The organism is Tsukamurella pseudospumae, assembly GCF_001575195.1.
Lineage (GTDB): Bacteria > Actinomycetota > Actinomycetes > Mycobacteriales > Mycobacteriaceae > Tsukamurella > Tsukamurella pseudospumae.
The window spans coordinates 115,670-135,350 of record NZ_LSRF01000007.1 but is presented as its reverse complement, the minus strand read 5'-3'; the positions used below and the strand labels follow the sequence as shown (position 1 = coordinate 135,350).

The window sequence follows — 19,681 nt, the reverse complement described above, 5'->3', positions numbered from 1 at the left end:
TTCCCTTCCAAGAACAGGCGAATGAGGTGTGGCAGGCACAAGCGGTGCTGACAGCCTGCGATCAGGAGTGTCGAGCAGGTCGATCACGGGTTGGGTCAGGTGGTGGCGGGATGGAGCTCGGTGAGGAGGGCTTTGACGCGGCGGTCGAGGTCGTCGCGGATCAGGCGGACGGTCTCGATGGGGTGGTTGTCGGGGTCGGCGACCTGCCAGTCCAGGTACCGCTTGCCCGGGTAGACCGGGCAGGCGTCGCCGCAGCCCATGGAGATCACGACGTCCGCGGCCGCGACCACGTCGTCGGTGAGCGGCTTGGGGAACTCGGCGGCCAGGTCGAGTCCGACCTCGGTCATGGCCTGCTCGACGATCGGGTTGATCACCGCGGCCGGCAGCGAGCCGGCGGAGCGCACGTGTACCGCCCCGGCGGCGTGGTGCGTCAGGAGCGCGGCGGCCATCTGCGAGCGGCCCGCGTTGTGGACGCAGATGAACAGCACCTCGGGCACGGTTTTGGTGCTCGCACCCGTCGACTGCGCCAGGGCGGAGAGGCGCTCGGCGGCGAACCGGCCGGCGAGGGTCACCAGGTGGGTGTGGATGCGGGCGGTGCGCCGCAGTGCGGTGTAGGACTCGAAGACGACCCGTTCGACTGTCTGCTCGGAGACGATCCCGCGGTACTGGGCGGCGAGCCGCTCCGCGGTCCGCGCCAGCAGGGCCTGGGGCATCAGCAGTTCTGGTGTTCCGGCCGACTCGGTAGAGGCGTTGGCGTTCATCCGACTTCTCCCGCTTCTCGGGCTTCCCGGCCTGCTGGGGCGCTACCGGGTGGTGAGTTCGGCTGCCAGCGCGGTGACGCGGGCGGCGATGTCGTCGCGCACGAGGCGCATCCGTTCGATCCCGTCGATGCCCCGCTCCGACGGCTCGTCGGTGTCCCAGTTGACCAGCGCGACGCCGTCCGGGGTGTCGACGACGGCTTCGCGGCCGAGCGTGACCACCAGGTCCACCCGGGCGAGCAGCTCGGGGTCGATGGGCTTGGGGGTCTCACCGGTGATGTCGACGCCGATCTCGGCCAGGGATTCGGCGGACAGGCCGTTGACCGCGCTTCCGGGCTTGGTGCCGGCCGAGTGGACCTCGACGGCATCGCCGGCGGTCTTGCGCATCAGTCCGGCGGCCATCTGGGACTTGCCGCCGTTCTTCACGCACACGAACAACACGCTCGGCGTGCGGGTTTCGTTGTCGGGCATCAGTTCACACTCCTGGACGGATCCGCGCTAGCGGCGGTAGACGATGTGGTGAGGGAGAAGCGCTTGCGCAGGGCCAGCGAGACATAGACCAGGGCCACCAGGACGGGTACCTCGATGAGCGGTCCGACCACCCCGGCCAGGGCCTGCCCGGAGGTGGCGCCGTAGGTGGCGATCGCGACGGCGATGGCGAGCTCGAAGTTGTTGCCCGCGGCGGTGAACGCGAGGGTGGTGGTGCGCTCGTAGCCCAGGCCCATGGCGGCGCCGAGGAGGTACCCACCACCCCACATCACGGCGAAGTACGCCAGCAGCGGCAGGGCGATGCGGGCGACGTCCCAGGGGCGGGAGGTGATCTGCTCGCCCTGCAGGGCGAAGAGGATGACGATGGTGAACAGCAGCCCGTAGAGCGCCCACGGTCCGATGCGCGGGAGGAACTTCGCCTCGTACCAGTCGCGGCCCTTGGTCTTCTCCCCGATCCGGCGGGAGAGGTACCCGGCGAGCAGCGGGATGCCCAGGAAGATCAGCACGGACTTGGCGATCTGCCACGGCGAGGTGCTGATGGTGGTCTGTTCGAGGCCGAGCCAGCCGGGCAGGATCGAGAGGTAGAACCAGCCGAGGACGGCGAACATGATCACCTGGAACACCGAGTTCAGCGCCACGAGGACCGCGGCGGCCTCCCGGTCGCCGCAGGCAAGGTCGTTCCAGATGATCACCATCGCGATGCACCGGGCCAGGCCGACGATGATCAGCCCGGTCCGGTATTCGGGCAGGTCGGGCAGGAAGATCCACGCGAGGGCGAACATCAGCGCCGGTCCGAGGACCCAGTTCAGCAGCAGCGAGCCCAGGAGGAGCTTGCGGTCGCCGGTGACGGTGTCGAGGCGGTCGTAGCGGACCTTCGCCAGCACCGGGTACATCATGATCAGCAGCCCGAGTGCGATCGGCAGGGAGACGCCGTCGACCTGGATCTTCTCCAGCGCGGTGTTCAGGCCCGGGATCATCCGGCCGAGCAGCAGTCCGGCGACCATCGCGACGCCGATCCACACCGGTAGGAACCGGTCGAGGGTGGAGAGCTTGCCGACGACCGGCTGCTCGGTGGTCGGGGCGGGGCTGGTCACGAGAGAACCTCCAACGAGGTGGCGGGTTCGCCGGACTGGAGGATCCCGGCGAGCGAGGACAGGACTTCGGGGATGACGCGGTAGTACACCCACGAGGCGCGGCGCTCGGACTCGAGCAGGCCTGCGGTCTTGAGGACCTTGAGGTGGTGCGAGATCGTCGGTTGCGAGACGTCCACCGCCGGCGAGATGTCACACACGCAAGCCTCGCCTCCCTCGTGGCTGGCGATCAGGCTGAACAGGCGCAGCCGGACCGGGTCGGCCAGGGCCTTGAACACCGCCGCGAGGTCGACGGACTGCCCCTCCGACAGAGGCTCACGGACCAGCGGTGAGCACCGCACGGTCACATCGGTCAACGGAATCGAATTCGACACACATCAATATTGACAGATATCGATGTTGGACACAAGCGTGTCTGGGTTATAGGTAGCGACAGATATCTTCGCTAGCGCACGACTTCGGATCGGTGTGTTCGGCAGCTTGGCGTAGGTGGGTGATGTTGTCGCGCAGTGCGATCAGTTCCGCGATCTGTTGATCGAGGTGGTGGATCGACCTGTCTAGCTGGTCGCGTACGTGATCACATGGGGCTTGGCCGGTGCCGCGTATGTCGATGATTCTTTTGACTTGCGCGAGAGTGAGTGCCGCCGCCTGCCCCCTCTTGATGAATTGCACGATGCCGATGGCGTCGGGGGTGTAGTTGCGGTATCCACCGGCGGTACGTCCCGGTTCAGGGAGGAGCCCCGCTTCCTCGTAGTACCGCAGCGTCGATGGCGTGGCGCCAGATTTGCGGGCGAGTTCTCCGATCCGCATCGGGTCCTCCCTGTCCGGATTCTGGGCTTGACCTTCAAGGGTACTGGAGGGTTGATGATGGTGACATGAGTGAAGAGTTTGATCTTGCGATCGTTGGTTCGGGTGCTGCAGCGATGGCGGCGGCGATCCGCGCAACAGCCATGGGCAAGTCCGTGGTGATGATCGAGCGAGGCACTTTCGGCGGCACCTGTGTGAATACCGGTTGCGTGCCGTCGAAGGCGTTGATCGCCGCGGCGCAGGCACAGCACACGGTCTCTGATGCTGGCCGGTTCCCGGGGGTCGGTGCGACCGCCGTGCCGGTAGATATGGCCGCCCTGGCGGCGGGGACACGGCGCTTGGCAGAGTCGATGCGGTCAGAGAAGTACGTTGCCGTTGCGGACTCGTACGGCTGGCGCCGCGTCCAGGGTGCGGCCGCGTTCGCGGGAACGCGGGCAGCGCCATCGCTGGTGGTCACAGCTCCCGATGGGACTACCGAGACGATAATTGCTCGACGGTACTTGGTGGCAACAGGGGCCCAACCGTCGATTCCGTCGATTCCCGGACTCAATCTGGTCGACTACCTGACGTCGACGACCGCGATGGAGTTGACCGCAGTCCCGGAATCACTCCTAGTGATCGGCGGCGGGTTCATCGCGCTCGAGCAGGCGCAACTCTTCGCGCGACTGGGGGCGAAGGTAACCGTTTTGGTGCGGTCCAGGATCGCTTCGGCCGAAGATGCTGACGTCGCAGATGCTCTCCTGGAAGCGCTCGCTGACGAGCACATCGAGGTAGTGCAGCTCGCGACCGCGACCTCGGTCGACACCGAGGCGGGTGAGGTCGTCGTGACCGCCTCCAGCCCTGGTGGACAAGGCGACTTCCGTGCGGCGAAGCTGCTCGTCGCGACGGGCAGAACCCCGAATACTAGAGGTTTGAATCTGGAGACGGTTGGAGTCGACACGAGCACCAGCGGCGCGATCCTCGTGTCGAATCAGCTCAGAACATCAAACCCGCGTGTGTGGGCAGCGGGCGATGTGACCGGCCATCCCGAGTTCGTCTATGTCGCAGCCGCGCAAGGCACAACGGTCGCCGACAACATGTTCGGACAGACCCCGCGGTCGTTGGACTACACGCACCTGCCGCGCGTGATGTTCACCAGTCCGGCAATCGGGAGCGTCGGTATGACCGAGACGCAGGCCCTCGCAAGCGGAATCCGGTACACGAGCTCGCTTCTTCCGCTCACTCACGTACCCCGGGCCCAAGTTGACCGAGATACCCGAGGCTTCATCAAGCTCATCGCAGACTCCGATAGTCATCGAGTCCTCGGAATTTCGGCGGTCGCGAATAGTGCCGGCGAGATCGCCGCCGCTGGGGTCTACATCCTCGAAGCAAGGATGACCGTCGAGCAGGTCGCCCGGACATGGGCGCCCTACCTGACCATGGCCGAGGGCATCAAAATCGCCGCACAATCCTTCAGCACCGACATCGCCCAGCTCTCCTGCTGCGCTTCCTAATTCCTGATTCCACCGATCCGCAAGCGAAGTCCCAGACAATGACCAATCCACTCGATCGACTCATCACCCCCGAGGGGTCCGGCCTCGATCCGGCAGTCCTGGTTCCCCTACTCAGGCTCCTCTCCAAGGGAAACCCCGTCAGCGTAGAGGACTTAGCAGCTGCGGCCGGACTGTCGGAACCCGATGTACGGGAACGACTCCAATCCGTTTCCGACACCGAATACGACGATCGCGACCAAATAGTCGGGCAAGGACTGACCCTCCGTCCGACCCCGCATCGGTTCACCGTCGCAGGTCACGAACTGTTCACGTGGTGCGCACTCGACACCCTGATCTTCCCCACACTCCTAAACCAGTCAGCCACCATCGAGTCGACCTCACCCGCGAGCGGTCAAACGATCAGAATCTCTGTCACGGCAGACACCGTGACCAGCATCGAACCCGACACCGCAGTGCTATCGCTCGTCGACCCCGATGACCTCAGCTCGCTTCGAACGTCGTTCTGCAACCAAGTGCACTTCTTCGCCTCCCCACACGATGCCCAAACGTGGACGCGCGAAAATCCCGGCAACCAACTCCTCGACATCACCCACGCGCACGCCCTCGGGAAAGCTCTCGCTGAACAAGCGCTCATCAGCCCGGACACAGCCCGACAGGCCGGATGCTGCTCGCCGGATCAGCACGAAGGAACCGCCCAATGACCAACACAGTGAAATCGCCCCTCGCACGCAGGACAAGAGAGATCGGCCGATGGGGCACCGCCGCCCGGACAGTGATCGGTGCCGCTTTCGTGGGAGCCGGGATCATCATCGGACCTTCCACAATCGACCTCATCATCGCGGTCGCACTGGTCCCTGCCGCGATCACCCTCGCGGTTGTACTTCGGGGTCGTGATTCGGCACCACTGCGGGTCACAGGCGCGTGGGCCATGGCCACTAACACGCTGGTCTTCTTCGCGTTCTTCGCGCTCACCCCGCCGGCGGCAGCAACGTTCTACGGGCTTTCCATGCTGCTCGCCGCTAGCCGCGGGCTCGCAGCCTGCGAAGTGATGGCGGCATCGAACGTGATCCTCAACCGAAACGACCAAGTCGGTTGCCCTGTCTTTACCCCGATCGACCGCATCGAGGGATTCCACCCACGCGACTGCGCCTAACCGCAGATGCCTCTCCTCCAGCGCAGCCTCCGCCCAGGGGGACGCCGACCGCGAGAACCAGCCGGTACAGCGCAGTGCGGCCCGCTACTGCGTTTCGCGCCAGCGCTCTCTGGTAACCGCGTCGATGGCCGCCACCCGAAGCGGTGACGGCCATCGATCGAGGGCGGACTAGCAGCAGTTCGCCGCCGCAGGGGTGCAGCACGCGGCCGGCGTCGCTTCGGAGTCCTCGGCTGTCGTCGCCGGAGTGTGTCCGCCGTCGAAGGTCTCGGCGTCAGCGAGGACGGTGTAGACCTCCCAACGCTCGGCGTCGGGGGCGGTGACCCAGACCTTGTCCTGGGTGGCGAAGCAACAGGTGGCGCCGATCTCCTCCTCGGTGAACAGCTGCTCCTCGGTGAGGCGGGCGATCTCAGCGTGCACCTTGTCGCTGGAGTCCACCTCGACGCCGAGATGGTTGATGCTGCCGCCCTGGCCGGGGTTCTCCAGCAGGACCAGCTTGAGCGCCGGGTCGGCGACGGCGAAGTTGGCGTAACCGGGCTTGACCTTCGCCGGGCCCGTGCCGAACAGCTTGGTGTAGAACGCGATCGACTGATCGAGGTCATCGACATTGAGGGCGAGCTGGACGCGGGACATGAGAACCTCCGAGGCTTCGACATACATCTAACTGTTGCTCGTTCAGTTCTAGACCACGCTTTGACATATGTCAACGAGTAGGTAGATTGAAGCGTATGCCCAAGACGCTCCCCGTCGTCGACATCAGCGCCCCGATCTGCTGTGCTCCGCTGGCCGCCGGCGTGATGGACGAGGCCGCGGCACTCGAGCTCGCCCTGCGCCTCAAGGCCCTCGCCGACCCGGCCCGGATCCAGCTGATCTCGATCCTCATGGCCGCACGTCCAGGCGAAATCAGCACCGGCGACCTCGCCGACACGGTGGGCCTGTCGTCGGCGACCGTCAGTCACCACCTGAGCCAGCTCAAGAAGGCCGGCCTCGTCAGCTCCGAGCGGCGCGGGATCAACGTCTTCTACCGGGCCGAACCTGACTCCCTTGAAGCGCTCCGGGCCGTCCTGGCCACGTGCTGCTAGCGCGAACGCGCCTCTCGCGCGCAGGTAGTGGCTGCACGACACCGTCGCGAGGCTCCCCGGCACAGCACCAGCACGATCGCCTGCGGCAGGATCGACACGCGTGGACCACATCGAGCAGCAGCTAGAGCAACAGCTCCGCGAACGCGGCATCCCCCTCACTGCGGCTGAGTTCCTCCGCGCCGTCCTCGAAGCCCTCGACGACGGCGCTTCCGTGCCTTAGCGGGACAGCGGTCGGCACGAGGAACATGCGCTGTAATCCGCAGTACCAGTGACTGTTCGGTCCTTGACTGCTAAAATCAGCAGTATGCTTCCCACGGGTCCCCGGACGATCGACAGCTTCCGCCGGATCACCATCCCAGCGAAGGTGGCGAAGGCGTCCGGAGTGCGGCAGCCTTCGTGGGTCCGGATCGGTGTCGTCGCCGACCAGAGGATCGTCGAGATCATTCCCACTCGCGGCCCGCGCGGGACGAAGCCGTCCGTACGAGGTAACCCGGATCGTCCGCGGCGGCTGCGGACGTCGCGACAGATCGCGCTGCCGGCGGCGGTCCTCGACTCGGTCGGTCTGGACATTGGGAGCGTCGTGGCGTTCCTGGCCCTGGAGGACCGCATTCATCTGTTCGCCGCGTCGCGGGTCATCGCGCCGGAGCCCGCGCCCGTGGGAGAGGAAGACCAGTGACGGCGCGGCGACGTACCCGGTCAATCCACGCAGAGGCGGGTCAGCTCCCCCTGTTCGACGTCCCTGCCGTCGCGCCGGCGGATCTGGTCGACCCGGCCGTGGTCGCAGCTGCGGAGCTCGTCCTCGATCGCTCAGTGTCGGTGTTGCCACGGACCGAACTGTCGGGGCTTCGCGGGTATCCGGTGGTCCGATGGTCGCCGAGCATCGCCGAACGGATGTCGGCCGGGGCGGGACCGATGCTCGACGCGCAGGTCCTCGAGCTGTGGGAGATGTGCCCGGCGGAAGGCGCTGGCGCGCCGCCAGCGGCACCGTTGAGCATCGTCGGGTTCGTCGCCACCGGGCAGTGGAAGAGGGCCCTGTACGTCGCCAGCGAACTTCGCGGGTTCGGGGAAACCGTGGTGCTGACCGAGCGGCGCCCCACGGCGCTGAGCTTGACGGCGGCGGACCTCGCCGACGTGAGTGTCGTGCATACCTCTCACGCCGGCGAGGAACTGCTGGTGCGGGGATCGAAGGTCGCCGATCCGCCGCGGATCGTCGCGGTGCGGTACTGGGAGGAGCGGCTCTTCGCTCACGCCCTCGCGACAGGGGTGTCGATCACGCCGCAGCCGGCTCCGGCGTAGCGCCGATCCACGCGGACAGGGCTCGTTTACGTTTCCAGTCCCCGCCGGTGAGCTGCTCGATCTCGATGTTGCTCTCGTGGGCGGCCTCGCACATCGCCGTCCACGCCTGCGGGCCGTTGTGCGCGGCGATAGCGGTGGCCAATCCGCGACCGAGCATCGCGACCGCGGAGACCGAATGGGAGAACGCTGCTGCCTTCGGGATGTCGGCGGTGCGGATCCAGGTCAGGTCCCGCCCACCGCAGAGTGCGCAGTCGCAGCACCACGCGGCGTGGGACTCGTCCTTGAGGTAGTGCCGCTCGAACGCGGTCAGCGACGTGTACGCCAGCAGCTCCGGGAGGATGAACGACACCGACCCGCTGCTGCCGCCCCCGCCGATGTCGGGGTAGATGTGCCGGTACGTCGTCGACGAACCCAGCGCCGCGCCCGCGGCGCCGTACGCCAGCGCCCCCAATCCCGCCGTGTCACTGCGCAGTAGCAGCACCGGGACATCTGCCGTGAGGACGTGCACCAGCCCGGTCACGACGTTCGTCCGGTCGAACGGGTCGTCGGTGTCCTCGACCATCAACGCCACGGGGATGCCGTGCGCGTTGATCTCAGACCGGAGCGAATCGGCGGCGTGCGAGAGCCACCAGCTCGCGATCGGCAGCGCCGCGATCACCTGTCCACCGAAGCGGGCCGCCGTCTTCAAGGTGGTCCGCAGCCCGGCGGTGTCGCCCTTGGCCACATAGCCGGAATCGGTCAATGCCCACGTCAGGCCCGCGCTACGTTGCACGGTGATCCAGTCGCGGGTCGGCTCCGCCGTCGCCATCTTCCGCTGCCGGCCGCTGTAGAGGTTCGCGTCGAGCAGCAGGGCTGCGTCGGGGCACTTCTTGCGGGTCTGATCCGCCGCGGTGCTCGCCACCGCGGTGCGGTGGTTCCGGGACTGCCACGGCACGGTGTAGACCGCGCCGACACCTTCCGACGCGATCAGAGCGCGGGTCGGGTCGATCAAGGTCGTCGGGACCTGAACGAACAGGTCCGTCGGCATGCCCTCGAGCCGGTGCTGTCCGACCTGAATGGGCCGGGCCCCACCAGCCCTAGTAGTGCTGGTGGAATCGGTAGTGCGATCAAAGTCGCGACTGTCGTTGGTCAACGGTGCCTCCTCAAGGCGTTGTGGATGAGCCACCACGCCGAGGTCCGCATCGCTCGCCCACACCGACCGTTCCGGTGTTTGGCGAACCCGCGCACACCGTCTACCATCGGAGGCGTCATCCAAAGACATTCGCAACGGTCACGGTATTGAGGGCACGAACCCTCGGAGCGGTGATTCAGTTGTTCAGCAGAGCCCGGTTCGTCGGCAAACGAGCCGGGCTCCGGCTGTATCCATTCTAGAGCCTCACCACGACAGGTTCCGGGACGTGAATCGCGCTTCGTCGCTCCTGGCCCTACCGACGCGAGGACATGCGTGGAGGCTAGGGCATTCCGAACCCCGCCTTCGCCACCTGAGAGGCCAGGTTCAGGAATTTGGTGCACCGCTTTGCCCACCGGGAGACTCGCTAGCCGTTCCGTCCAGCTTTCGAATGGCGGCGATCACCCTCCGTCCGTGCGCGGTCAGGGTCATTGGGCGATTGCGCTCGGCACGGTCGAACAGAGCTCCGCCGGTCTCGCGTTCGAGCCGGAGAAACTGGTTCGTGAGGGTTGCCTGGCTGGTTCCTAACGCGTGCGCAGCTTCGGTCAGCGTGGGGAATCGCGATGCTGCTTTCGCTCGTTCCAGTCGGTCGCGCCCGCCCTGGGCCGCAACAGCAGTGCGCAAGATCGGCGGTACCGTTTTCGCGGCGGCCGCGGCGTCGAGGGCCGCGGTGTGACTGGGTCCGCCGCGGGGTCTCATCGGAATCTCGTGTCTGTTCGCCCACCGAGCCAGGTTCGCCGTGCTCATACCCAGTTCTCGGGCTAGGTCAGGGAGGGTCCGCCTGTTGGTGACATATTGCTGATAGAGCCAGTCACGGTCGACGATGATCGTCGCGCGTTCGGTTGCCGGAATGGTGGGGATCTCGTATTCGGTGAGAAGTCGGCGGATCACCTGACGACTGACTCCAATTCGGTTTGCAATCTGCCGCAGGGTGAGGCGCTCGTGATGGTAGAGCTGGGTCAGAGTTGCCGGGGGCAGCTGTGTTCGAGCGCTGACGTACGGCTGGCGGCCGGTATCGACTGGGAGGGGGTTGACGAGCAGGTCGAGGCGAACTGCCTCGCCAGTGGTGCCGAGGTCGCGGGCGGCGGCGCCGATGGGAAGGTCGCGTTCTCGGATAAGCTTTCGGAGGCGATCACGGTCGATCAGTCCTGGTCGCGGGCCTGGGAGGTCGAGGCCAGCGAGGAGCTCAATTGGCGGCTCCCAGACAACTGGTTCCTCATCGATCCCCGCGGCGTCCAAGAACACCCGTGCGTGGTTGATCAGCTCGTCCCGAAGGTCGGGTGTGAGCTGGCGCGGAAACGCGGCGACCTTAGCGAGCAGGTCTGCGGACCCGTCAACCGTGGGGACGCCTGTGAGTTCCTCGCGAAGAAGTGCCCGCGCAACAGCCGCCCGGGCGGAGCCGCCCGGTGATGGCGTTCCAGTGCGGTGGCAGATCTGCCTCCACTCATCGTCCGTAAGCAAGCCGGTGCAATCGAGTGCCCGGCGGCGCTGGTAGTCGATCGGTACGCCATGCTCAACAACGTAATCGGCAACGCGTGTCAGTCCTGCGCACACATCGCTCCAGTGCTGATCGGACTCCAAAATCTGCAGGAATCGCGATAGGGCGTGGCCAGCCAGGTTACCTCCGACCTGCTGCCCAGCGGCTGTCAGATTCAACCGAGTACCCACCAACTGTACGGCCGCAGACAATGCCAGGCGCATCATTGTGCGCCTGGCCGCCGGGACCGTGAAGGGCAAACTGATTCCGGCCCAAAATTGAGTCGGAGTGTGACGGGCTAGAAGCTCTGCGCGCCCACTGGTCACCAACGTGGGAAGCTCGGAGTGAGTGCGGTAGCGAAGTTGGTCGGACGGGTCGAGCGTCGGTGATAGCGCGGCGAGCTGGACACTGGTCAAGATTGGTGAGATCCGCGTCCCCCAGCCGATGTTCGTCGGTTGAACACTGAGGCCCGTCTCCCGTGCCGAGGTTACTAACCATCGCAGGTGCTCAGCTGCGGCGGCGATGTCCGAGCATTGCAGAACGTCGATCGCGGCACTGACGCCGATCGCAGCGGTGACGGCTCTGGCTGGAGCTTCGAGAGCCGGCTTCGTGCGGCTCTGTCGGACTTGTCCGGATCGCGCACCACTTTGCTCATCGACTGCCCGGTACTCAGCCGCCAGTTCGGGTCCCACTCGCGCTAAGAGCTCTTCGTCAGTGGCGTAGGACAGTACTCGGCCGCCGATGGCGCGAATGTCGGCGAGCACAGAAGGCGCGGGCTGTGGAAAGCGCGCGTAGACCCCGAACCGCACGACTCTGTCGTCGATGATTCGATCGATGAGGGCCTGTGCCCGAAGAGCGGGGTGCGCATCGGGAAGGTCGACGACCTTGGCAGCCATGAGATCGGCGCCGCACCGTCGGGCCTCCCGTCCAATGCCTCCTTCCTGCGCCGGCGATGCGCATCGGCCGGGGATCGGGGTGCAGTGGCCGGGGAGCGGGCGACGGCGTGGGATTCTATGGCAGCGAGGGCATTCGTCGGACAGCAAGCAACGATGCTCGGTGCAGGCGAACGTCCAGCCGAGTCGCCATTCGAGCTTCCATCGGCCGCCGTTGCTTCGGAGGCAGTGCGGGCAGAAGCGGGATCCGGTGCGGCGGGTCCATGCCACTTCGCGGCGCAATTTCCGCGACTCCGAGTCGATGCGCACCGCGGTCCCGTCGAACCGGGTGAGGGTCATCATCGAAAGTTCGGCGTCGGTGCCCGTGGCGGCACGCAGGTTGTCTGCTTCGGCCTCGCTGAGTGCGATGGTCCAGGGCGGGTACCCAAGACCTGCAGGCGCAGGTAGGTCGACTGCTTCGAGGAGGTCTCCCCACGCTGAGTCGGCGCGGAAGGCGATCGCTTCGAGCCAGGAATCGATCGCTTCGCCTGGCACCGGGGCCACCCTGAGGGGAAGCGAACGCGGCACTGTCATCCGGCCCTGCCGATGCGAGTTCTCAGGCAGCCGTTGTCGAATGCCTGGCGCAGTTCTTCGCGGGCCTTCTCAGATGCCTCGTCGATCTTGACCCGATCGAGCAGTTCCTCGTCGAGGCGCTCATACCCAGTCCGGACCGCGCGCTGACATCCCCGGTTGATCAGGGTCATCAGTGAGCCGATCTGGCCGGTACACCGGGCATAGAGGTAGTCAGAGAGATCGTCGGCGATCATGCCCGGATACTTTTCGGCCAGAACCACCCGCTGCTCGATCGCCTTGAGCGTCTGACGCCATGCTCGCCGCCCAGCATCATTGGTGACACCGAAAGGATCCATTGTCAGCCGCGTTGTACGCCGCCCGGTCTGCGCGAGAAGAGCGTCTCGGTCACTACTGCCCTCGGAGAACAGTCCCCGCGCCTCCAGACCGACGCCAGCGAAGATCACCGTCAGCGGAAACTCGTTGGCGATGTACTTGAAGTGGTTGCTGACCTCGACGCCGGAGGTGGATTGCAACCGCAGGAAGTGCAGATCGTCGACGATGAGGATCTTCGTCTCACACGCCAGCACACAGTCCAGGGCACGGTGGGCGAAATCGGCGGCGTTGCCGCGGCGGCCGCCTGGGTGGGCATAGAACGCGAGCATCGCCCGGTTGAACTCGCGCAGTCCAGTGTTTCCGGTCAGTCCCACTCGGCACACCGGCCACCGTTCATGACCTTCCTCGGTCATGGTGCCGTTCTCGGCCACTTCACGGCGGTGGAACGCGCGAGCGAAGCTCAACACTGCGGTGGTCTTTCCGAGCCCCGGGACCGCGTCAATCGCGACCGCGCCTTTCGGTTTGTCCCCGTCCTGGGCATTGGAATCAACTACATCCCACAGATTTTCGTGCACATCGACCAACTGCCGAGTCTTGAGCGGCCCCAGGTTCGCGTGCCACTCGCGGCGCTCACGGTCGTAGTCGGTGCGCTCCTTGTCGGTCAGGGCGTCGAGTTCCTCGCGGTTGAACGCCTCCGGTGGGACGCGAGCGGGGGTGTTGACGAACTTCTGCCACCCCTCCTTTCGCGCGAGGGTCAGATTGTCGAGCGTCGCGGCGGTTCCGGTCATACGTCCTCCAGCGCATCAGAGTAGAAGTCATCGATGTCTTCCTGGTCGAAACGATCGTCGTCACCTTCCTCGCCGGCGTAGTCGAGATCGCGATCAATCGCGGTGTCATCCACTGGCACATCAGATTCGTCCTGGTCGGACGCGAGCACGCGGGCGACCGACGGCAGTCGATCCACACGCGCTTCGCCCTGCGCTCGCTGCGACAGTTCGCCCTCGCGTGACATTCTCAATGCAATACGACGCTCCACTCGGGTCGAGCCCAAGCCGATGTTCCACCGCTCCAACAGGTCAGCTACCGCGAGGCGGTCGTTGGGAAATCGGTACTTCGATGCCGCTAGCTTCCTGGCGTACAGCAGTGCATCCTCGCTGAACGGCATAGCGATCGACGGTGCGTGCTCCCACACCAATGTGTGCCAGGTCCGGTCATCTGGGCGCCGGAAGTACACCTTGGTGATGTCATCGGGATCGCAGTGGATCGGCCATCGTCCCTTGGCCTCACCTGTGAACCGGCTCGCGAGGTTGCGGTAGCCGTTGAGCCCGTCTCCGTTGTAGCGGCGGCCGCCGATCTCGACGCCGTAGTGAAGAATTTTCCGCCATACCGGCTTGAGGAACTCGAATGCCAGGTCCGGATCGCGAGGCGCCTCAATGTATCCGGCGCGAGCAACACCGTGCTCGAACATCGCGGCGGGCGACATACGTAAGCCCGGAACTCGCGGGTCGAGCAGGCTCGAATGCTGGCGGTGGTGGTAGACCTGCGCGACCCACTCTCGGATGATGCTGTCGAGCTCGTCGATGTAGAAGAACGCTCCGCCCTCAGGATCCTCGCCGCGGGCGTGGACATCAGGTCCCTTGTACCCCGGCAAGGCCTGGAGGAGATCTTCACGAATAGTACGAAAGAACCGCTCAACTGGCCCTTTGTCGCGGCCGGTTCGGAGCCGAGCTGGCTGCACCGAAATCCCGAAGCGCTGGCACACGCTCATCACGTGGTTCGAGAGGTAGACCTTGCCATGGTCCACCACCAGCGTCTCAGGGACAATCGCTGGTCCAGCGGCCGCATCCGCTGGCCGCTCCGCAGTCACATCCACAAGTACCGACCGCGGTACTCCGTGAGCTGGCCACACCGCGTATTCCGGCCAGTCCGCGCCGGCCGGACGTGGGTTGAAGACCTCGTACATCACGGTCGCTACATCAACCGATTTCGTGGAAACCGGGGTCAGTCGCAACCCGGTGATGCAGCGGGTGTACCAGTCCATCGCGACGGTCAGTTCGACCTGCACCCATCGCAGCGTCAGAGGATCAAGCCCGAAGACATCGAGCCTGGTTGTGTCCATCAGCATGTACTCGCCAGGCCGAGTTGGACGGAGCTTGCCGTACACGCCTTCTGGCCGCTCAGCGATGTCGCGATTTCGCTTGGCAGACAGTCGAAATGTGGGATAGCGCTGTTCCAGATACTCGAGAACGCGGAAAGCATTTGTCCGAGACGGGATGGCGACGACCCCTTCTCCGAATCGCGCCAAGACCCGTGCCTCCGCGCGTGCCATCACCATCGTGCGGGAAGGTTTCGACTCGGTGGCGTGCTCAACCATGACTTCGACAGCTGTGTCTAACCACCGCCGATCGACAGACGGGAAGGGCTCCGCCTCTCTCGTACGTCGCGCGTCTACCAGGCCTGCGGGCCCTTCAGTGCGGAACTTGGACACCCACCGCTCCACAGATCGCAAGCCGACGCCCAGTTCGCGCGCCTTCGCTGCGTAGCGGTCAGTGAGCGGGCGGTCGCCGGAAAACTCCGGCCTGGGCTCCCCCTTGCTCGCAGTCTCCGCGCTGCCAGATCTGTACCCGGTAAGAATCTCGCGTACGTGCCCCGCGCGTTCCGTCACCTTCTGAAGCTCTGCCGCGGACAACTCACCGAAGATGACGCCTGCAGGCTCGGTTGCATCAGTGCTCGAAACGCCAGGGCCGGTCGGGAGGACCCGACCCCGGACCGAAGACAGCAACTCCGCGAGGCCAACTCGCATGTACTGCCCTGCAGCGCTTTTCCCCAGCACATCGACGACGCCCTTAGCCGTGGCGAGCTCCACGATCTCGAACGCCTCGCCGTCGTACATGTACCGTCCGCCAACCTCAACCCGCTCAACGCCACTCACAAGACCCTCGAAATCTGAGTGCGACTAGTGATTGCGGCGTCAATGTCGACGTGCAGCCGACGCCGCCATATCAAGTGCAGCACCGCCGCTCGCACGCTCGCGTCAGGACGATCTGGCATCCGATCGATGAGAGCACCAATCGTCAATCCCACCTGAGCGACCGCCTGAACCGCCTCGCAATGGTCAGGCACGATTGCACTCTCGCGCCGATAGCCAGCGAGGAATCTGACATTCGCGGCCCTCCGCGGCGGCGGCTCGGTGGCGACCTCGTATCGCCACCCCTTGGCCTCGACGACATCCCGAGTCAAGTTCAAAACCCTTGCAACATCATCATTATCAAGCCGTCGAGCAGGCTTTACGTCAACGACGACCGGGCCGGAATCAGTATCGAGTAGGAAGTCCGGAACGTGCCTCCGCAGGACACCATCGACCTCAGTCGCGAGAAGGAAAGGCTGGGCCACGATGCCCCGAACCCGATCGTCGAAGTCTGCGAGCATCAGGTTAGCGAGCTCCAGGCGGGACTCATAGATCACCAGATCGCGGGTAGTGCTCGACCAGTACCACCCCGAGTAGTGTTTCTGCCCTCGATACCAGCGAAATGTGCGCCACGGCGCTGCCTCGCGAAGGTCCTCCATTGCGGCCGACTTCCACTCCACGGTCCGCTCACAGAGGTCCTCACCGCGGCGGAACGATACTTCCACCGCGGTCCCCGCGGAGCTGCCGGGCGACATGGTCTTGACGGTGCCACTTCCGCCCTCAGATGCGGGGACGTGCCCCGGCGTGTCCCAAACAGTTGGCGGATCCGCCAACTGTCCGCCACGTAGCTTGGGATTCCGCCACGGAATCTGGGACCCTACAGGCGGCGGGTCAGCCCTTGGCCATGTCCACGAAGCGGGAGTAGTGCAGCTGGTGGGCCACGGTGATGGTGGCGGTGGGGCCGGCGCGGTGCTTGCCGAGGATGAAATCGGCCTCACCGGCGCGGGGGTCGTCGCGCTCGTAGGCGTCGGGCCGGTGCACGAGGACCACCATGTCGGCGTCCTGCTCGAGCGAGCCGGACTCGCGGAGGTCGGCCACCTGGGGCTTCTTATCGGTGCGCTGCTCGGGACCACGGTTGAGCTGTGCGACGGCGATGAGCGGGACCTCGAGCTCCTTCGCGAGCAGCTTGAGCTGCCGGGAGAACTCGGAGACCTCCTGCTGGCGGGACTCGACCTTCTTGCCCGAGGTCATCAGCTGCAGGTAGTCGATGACGATGAGCTTGAGGTCGTGCCGCTGCTTGAGGCGGCGGGCCTTGGCCCGGATCTCCATCATCGTGAGGTTCGGCGAATCGTCCACGAACAGCGGCGCCTCGGAGATCTCCGACATACGGCGCGCCAGGCGGGTCCAGTCGTCGTCGGACATCTTGCCCGAGCGCATGTCGGCGAGCTTGATCCGCGCCTCCGCGGAGAGTAGGCGCATGACGACCTCGGTCTTGCTCATCTCGAGGCTGAACAGCACGCCGGGCATGTGGTGCTCGACGGTGCAGGAGCGCAGAACATCCAGGGCCATGGTCGACTTACCAGCGCCGGGACGCCCGGCCACGATGATCATCTGCCCCGCGTGCAGGCCGTTGGTCAGCGCGTCGAAGTCGGTGAACCCCGTGGGCACGCCCATGCTGACGCCACCGCGCGAGGCGATCGCGTCGATCTCGTCCATCGTGGGCTGCAGCAGCTCCTCGAGGATCACGTAGTCCTCGGAGGCCTTGCGCTCCGTCACGTCGTAGACGGCGGCCTGCGCGCGATCGACCACCTCGGCGACATCAGCACCGTCGGACCCCGAGTAGCCGTACTGGACGATCCTGGTCCCGGCCTCGACGAGCCGCCGCAGGATGGCCTTCTCAGCGACGATCTCGGCATAGTACCCCGCGTTGGCGGCGGTGGGCACCGTGGAGATCAGGGTGTGCAGGTACGGGGCGCCGCCGACGCGCTTGAGTTCGCCCTTGCGGTCGAGCGTGGCGGAGACGGTGACCGCATCAGCGGGCTCGCCGGCGCCGTAGAGGTCCAGGATCGCGTCGTACACCGACTGGTGCGCGGGACGGTAGAAGTCACCCGGGCTGAGCACCTCGAGCACGTCGGCGATGGCGTCCTTGGACAGCATCATCGCGCCGAGCACCGACTGCTCGGCGGCGATGTCCTGCGGAGGCTGGCGGCCGAAGTCCTCGGGCGGCGGACCGTCGGGAGTGGGCTCCGAGCGCTTGGCCGGCCCCGGGGTGAACTCCTGCTCGTCCGTGACCGACACCGCGCACCCACCTCTCCTCGAACCCGCGTTCCGCCATGGGGCGGCGCAGGAACTCACCAACGCTCACTACAGGTCTAGCGCGGACCACCGACAGGTTCCGGGGACTCCCGTGCAGGCGCGCGACCGATGCACGTGAACGCTAAGCCCTCCGCTCACCGTCGCAAACTTCGTCTGTGGACGAATCTGTGCACTTCCTGTGTACGGCGCGCGGTCAGGGTGGGGACATCGGTGTGGACCGATGGGGAAAACCTGTGGAAATCCGTGGCGACGGATCGAGTCACTGCAGGTCAGGTCTGGTCCACACGCTTCCCCACCCTGTGGATCGAAGTTTCTCCGCGTGTCGCACTGAACTCACATTCGGGCGTGTCGTCAGTGCACCCGCCATCGACGGGCCGGCAAAACCACCCCTCGTTGTTACCCGCCGGTCACCCTCCGTGTCCCCTACCTGCACGAACACGCCACCGGGCTCGCACGCACCTTCTCCGGGTCACCCGCGACGCGTACTCTTGTCCGAGCATTCACGACTGCGGAAGGACGCACCGATGAACACCTCCACGATCTCGACGCGCACAGCCGGCGTCGCGGTCGCGCTCGCGGCTGCCGCCACGTTCGCCATCGGACCCGCCACGGCCGCTCCCGCGCCCGCACCGAAGCCGAAGCCCGCCTCGGTGACGGCCACCTGCTCGAGCGCGAACCCGATGTTCACCCTCGGGGGCGACCAGCTCACCTGGAAGGTCACAGTCACCGTCGGCGGTCCCGGGCAGATCCTGGTCTCCGCGACGGGCAGCGCGGGCTATCGCGACTTCGTCCTCAGCCAGTTCGCGTCGAACGGCTCGCTGTCCTGGAACAACACCTCGACCGGAAAATTCGGCACCGCCAAGGTGAGCGGCGTCGGCGCGTCTCCCACGCTCAACAAGACGCCCGTGACGACAGGCAAGGGCTCCGTCACCTTCAACCTGGTGATCAAGGCGGGCGCGGGCTCGGACTGGATCGGCACGCAGACCAGCACGCCGTGCGTGGGCACGATCACCGTCTGATCGCCCCGTAGACGCGGAAGAACCCCACTGCCCGAGGGCGGTGGGGTTCTTCGTTCGTGGAGCTACTGCGCCGCGACGGTGAGCGCGAACTTCGCGCGGACGTCGGGATGCAGGGCGACGACCACGGGGAACGAACCCGTGGACTTGATGTGGCCCTCGGGCAGCTCGATGCTGCGCTTGTCGACGACGGGGCCGCCCGCGGCCTTGAGCGCGGCGGCGACGTCGGCGGCGGTGACCGAGCCGAACAGCTTGCCCGACTCCGCGGTCTTCACGGTCAGCGAGACGGCGGCGAGGCCCTCGATGGCCTGCTTGAGCTCGTTGGCGTGATCGAGGCCGCGCACGCGCTTGGCCTCCTGGCTGCGGCGGATGCCCTCGACCTGCTTCTCGGCACCACGGGTGGCGACGATGGCCAGGCCGCGGGGCAGCAGGTAGTTACGGCCGTAGCCGTCCTTGACCTCGACGGTGTCGCCGGGGGCGCCCAGGTTGTCGACGTCGGCGGTGAGGATGAGCTTCATTTCTTCATCCCTCCTTAGCGGGTCGTCGACGTGAACGGCAGCAGGGCCACCTCACGCGCGTTCTTGACGGCGATCGCGATGTCGCGCTGGTGCTGGACGCAGTTGCCCGTCACGCGACGGCTGCGGATCTTGCCCCGCTCCGACAGGAACCGACGCAGCAGCGTGGTGTCCTTGTAGTCGATCTTGGTGTTCTTCTCCTTGCAGAACGTGCACGCCTTGGCCTTGACGGCCTTCTCGACGCGCACCTTCCGGCCATTGCCCTTACCGGCCATGGTGTTGGTACTCCTTGATGAGGTCTACTTCGGCTCCCGGCGGACCGGGGATGCCTTCACAG

The 19,681-nt window shown here is 65.8% G+C and carries 22 protein-coding genes; 7 read left to right on the top strand and 15 right to left on the bottom strand.

Annotated features, from left to right (window positions below; genetic code table 11):
* Positions 1-95: 95 nt before the first annotated feature.
* From AXK60_RS06260 to AXK60_RS06240, 5 genes are read right to left on the bottom strand one after another with little or no spacing between them, the layout of a single operon-like run.
* Entirely contained in the window at positions 96-761 is a 666-nt protein-coding gene (locus AXK60_RS06260; RefSeq protein ID WP_068570223.1) for an arsenate reductase/protein-tyrosine-phosphatase family protein, read from the bottom strand.
* Between the two features lie 42 nt (positions 762-803).
* Positions 804-1,229: an arsenate-mycothiol transferase ArsC gene (locus AXK60_RS06255; RefSeq protein WP_019201604.1), complete on the bottom strand. Its 426-nt coding sequence runs from the start codon at positions 1,227-1,229 to the stop codon at positions 804-806.
* On the bottom strand, positions 1,229-2,341 hold the full coding sequence (gene arsB, locus AXK60_RS06250) for an ACR3 family arsenite efflux transporter (RefSeq protein ID WP_068570222.1): 1,113 nt from the start codon (positions 2,339-2,341) through the stop codon (positions 1,229-1,231). The genes AXK60_RS06255 and arsB overlap by 1 nt, the downstream gene beginning before the upstream one ends.
* Complete coding sequence (locus AXK60_RS06245) at positions 2,338-2,712, bottom strand: ArsR/SmtB family transcription factor (protein WP_068570221.1); 375 nt, start codon at positions 2,710-2,712, stop codon at positions 2,338-2,340. The genes arsB and AXK60_RS06245 overlap by 4 nt, the downstream gene beginning before the upstream one ends.
* A 46-nt stretch (positions 2,713-2,758) precedes the next feature.
* Positions 2,759-3,148 (bottom strand): heavy metal-responsive transcriptional regulator, encoded by a 390-nt coding sequence (locus AXK60_RS06240; RefSeq protein WP_068526163.1) that lies wholly within the window; start codon positions 3,146-3,148, stop codon positions 2,759-2,761.
* 65 nt (positions 3,149-3,213) lie between these two features.
* Here AXK60_RS06240 and merA point away from each other — a divergent pair, with 65 nt between their 5' ends.
* The 3 genes from merA to AXK60_RS06230 are packed head-to-tail and all read left to right on the top strand — an operon-like array spanning position 3,214 to position 5,791.
* On the top strand, positions 3,214-4,638 hold the full coding sequence (gene merA / locus AXK60_RS06235; protein WP_068526164.1) for a mercury(II) reductase: 1,425 nt from the start codon (positions 3,214-3,216) through the stop codon (positions 4,636-4,638).
* 38 nt (positions 4,639-4,676) lie between these two features.
* Positions 4,677-5,339 (top strand): organomercurial lyase MerB, encoded by a 663-nt coding sequence (merB, locus tag AXK60_RS25650; protein ID WP_074850279.1) that lies wholly within the window; start codon positions 4,677-4,679, stop codon positions 5,337-5,339.
* Positions 5,336-5,791 carry a hypothetical protein gene (locus AXK60_RS06230; RefSeq protein WP_126195754.1) on the top strand — a complete coding sequence of 152 codons (456 nt, stop codon included), beginning with the start codon at positions 5,336-5,338 and terminating at the stop codon, positions 5,789-5,791. The genes merB and AXK60_RS06230 overlap by 4 nt, the downstream gene beginning before the upstream one ends.
* Positions 5,792-5,959: 168 nt before the next feature.
* Here AXK60_RS06230 and AXK60_RS06225 read toward each other — a convergent pair whose 3' ends face one another.
* On the bottom strand, positions 5,960-6,421 hold the full coding sequence (locus tag AXK60_RS06225) for an ArsI/CadI family heavy metal resistance metalloenzyme (RefSeq protein ID WP_068526166.1): 462 nt from the start codon (positions 6,419-6,421) through the stop codon (positions 5,960-5,962).
* A gap of 95 nt (positions 6,422-6,516) precedes the next feature.
* Here AXK60_RS06225 and AXK60_RS06220 point away from each other — a divergent pair, with 95 nt between their 5' ends.
* Entirely contained in the window at positions 6,517-6,870 is a 354-nt protein-coding gene (locus AXK60_RS06220; protein WP_068526167.1) for an Rv2640c family ArsR-like transcriptional regulator, read from the top strand.
* 121 nt (positions 6,871-6,991) lie between these two features.
* Here AXK60_RS06220 and AXK60_RS27785 read toward each other — a convergent pair whose 3' ends face one another.
* Complete coding sequence (locus AXK60_RS27785; RefSeq protein ID WP_280512879.1) at positions 6,992-7,117, bottom strand: hypothetical protein; 126 nt, start codon at positions 7,115-7,117, stop codon at positions 6,992-6,994.
* 117 nt (positions 7,118-7,234) lie between these two features.
* Between AXK60_RS27785 and AXK60_RS06215 the strand changes: the two genes are divergently transcribed.
* Together AXK60_RS06215 and AXK60_RS06210 are read left to right on the top strand one after the other, a co-directional pair.
* Positions 7,235-7,546: an AbrB/MazE/SpoVT family DNA-binding domain-containing protein gene (locus tag AXK60_RS06215; protein ID WP_126195753.1), complete on the top strand. Its 312-nt coding sequence runs from the start codon at positions 7,235-7,237 to the stop codon at positions 7,544-7,546.
* Positions 7,543-8,166, top strand: a complete 624-nt coding sequence (locus tag AXK60_RS06210; RefSeq protein WP_068570220.1) for a hypothetical protein — start codon at positions 7,543-7,545, stop codon at positions 8,164-8,166. The genes AXK60_RS06215 and AXK60_RS06210 overlap by 4 nt, the downstream gene beginning before the upstream one ends.
* On the opposite strand, the gene AXK60_RS06205 is transcribed toward AXK60_RS06210, so the two are convergent.
* The 6 genes from AXK60_RS06205 to dnaB form a co-directional block, all read right to left on the bottom strand.
* On the bottom strand, positions 8,141-9,298 hold the full coding sequence (locus AXK60_RS06205) for a hypothetical protein (protein WP_139057780.1): 1,158 nt from the start codon (positions 9,296-9,298) through the stop codon (positions 8,141-8,143). The genes AXK60_RS06210 and AXK60_RS06205 overlap by 26 nt on opposite strands.
* Positions 9,299-9,661: 363 nt before the next feature.
* Complete coding sequence (locus AXK60_RS25645; RefSeq protein ID WP_082756132.1) at positions 9,662-12,277, bottom strand: TniQ family protein; 2,616 nt, start codon at positions 12,275-12,277, stop codon at positions 9,662-9,664.
* Positions 12,274-13,377 (bottom strand): AAA family ATPase, encoded by a 1,104-nt coding sequence (locus AXK60_RS06195; protein WP_068563584.1) that lies wholly within the window; start codon positions 13,375-13,377, stop codon positions 12,274-12,276. Before AXK60_RS06195 ends, AXK60_RS25645 begins: the two co-directional genes overlap by 4 nt.
* Positions 13,374-15,482, bottom strand: a complete 2,109-nt coding sequence (locus tag AXK60_RS06190) for a helix-turn-helix domain-containing protein (RefSeq protein ID WP_068563599.1) — start codon at positions 15,480-15,482, stop codon at positions 13,374-13,376. Before AXK60_RS06190 ends, AXK60_RS06195 begins: the two co-directional genes overlap by 4 nt.
* 35 nt (positions 15,483-15,517) lie before the next feature.
* Positions 15,518-16,252, bottom strand: a complete 735-nt coding sequence (locus AXK60_RS06185; RefSeq protein ID WP_225536084.1) for a TnsA-like heteromeric transposase endonuclease subunit — start codon at positions 16,250-16,252, stop codon at positions 15,518-15,520.
* A gap of 136 nt (positions 16,253-16,388) precedes the next feature.
* Positions 16,389-17,795: a replicative DNA helicase gene (dnaB, locus tag AXK60_RS06180; RefSeq protein WP_068570219.1), complete on the bottom strand. Its 1,407-nt coding sequence runs from the start codon at positions 17,793-17,795 to the stop codon at positions 16,389-16,391.
* Positions 17,796-18,337: 542 nt separating this feature from the next.
* Between dnaB and AXK60_RS06170 the strand changes: the two genes are divergently transcribed.
* Positions 18,338-18,832 (top strand): hypothetical protein, encoded by a 495-nt coding sequence (locus AXK60_RS06170; protein WP_139057779.1) that lies wholly within the window; start codon positions 18,338-18,340, stop codon positions 18,830-18,832.
* Positions 18,833-18,894: 62 nt separating this feature from the next.
* Here the strand turns inward: AXK60_RS06170 and rplI are convergent, their stop codons facing one another.
* Both rplI and rpsR read right to left on the bottom strand, forming a co-directional pair.
* The gene (gene rplI / locus AXK60_RS06165) at positions 18,895-19,347 is read right to left on the bottom strand and encodes a 50S ribosomal protein L9 (protein WP_068570216.1); all 453 of its coding nucleotides are present in this window, start codon (positions 19,345-19,347) and stop codon (positions 18,895-18,897) included.
* A gap of 14 nt (positions 19,348-19,361) precedes the next feature.
* Complete coding sequence (gene rpsR, locus AXK60_RS06160; RefSeq protein WP_068526176.1) at positions 19,362-19,619, bottom strand: 30S ribosomal protein S18; 258 nt, start codon at positions 19,617-19,619, stop codon at positions 19,362-19,364.
* Between the last annotated feature and the right edge of the window lie 62 nt (positions 19,620-19,681).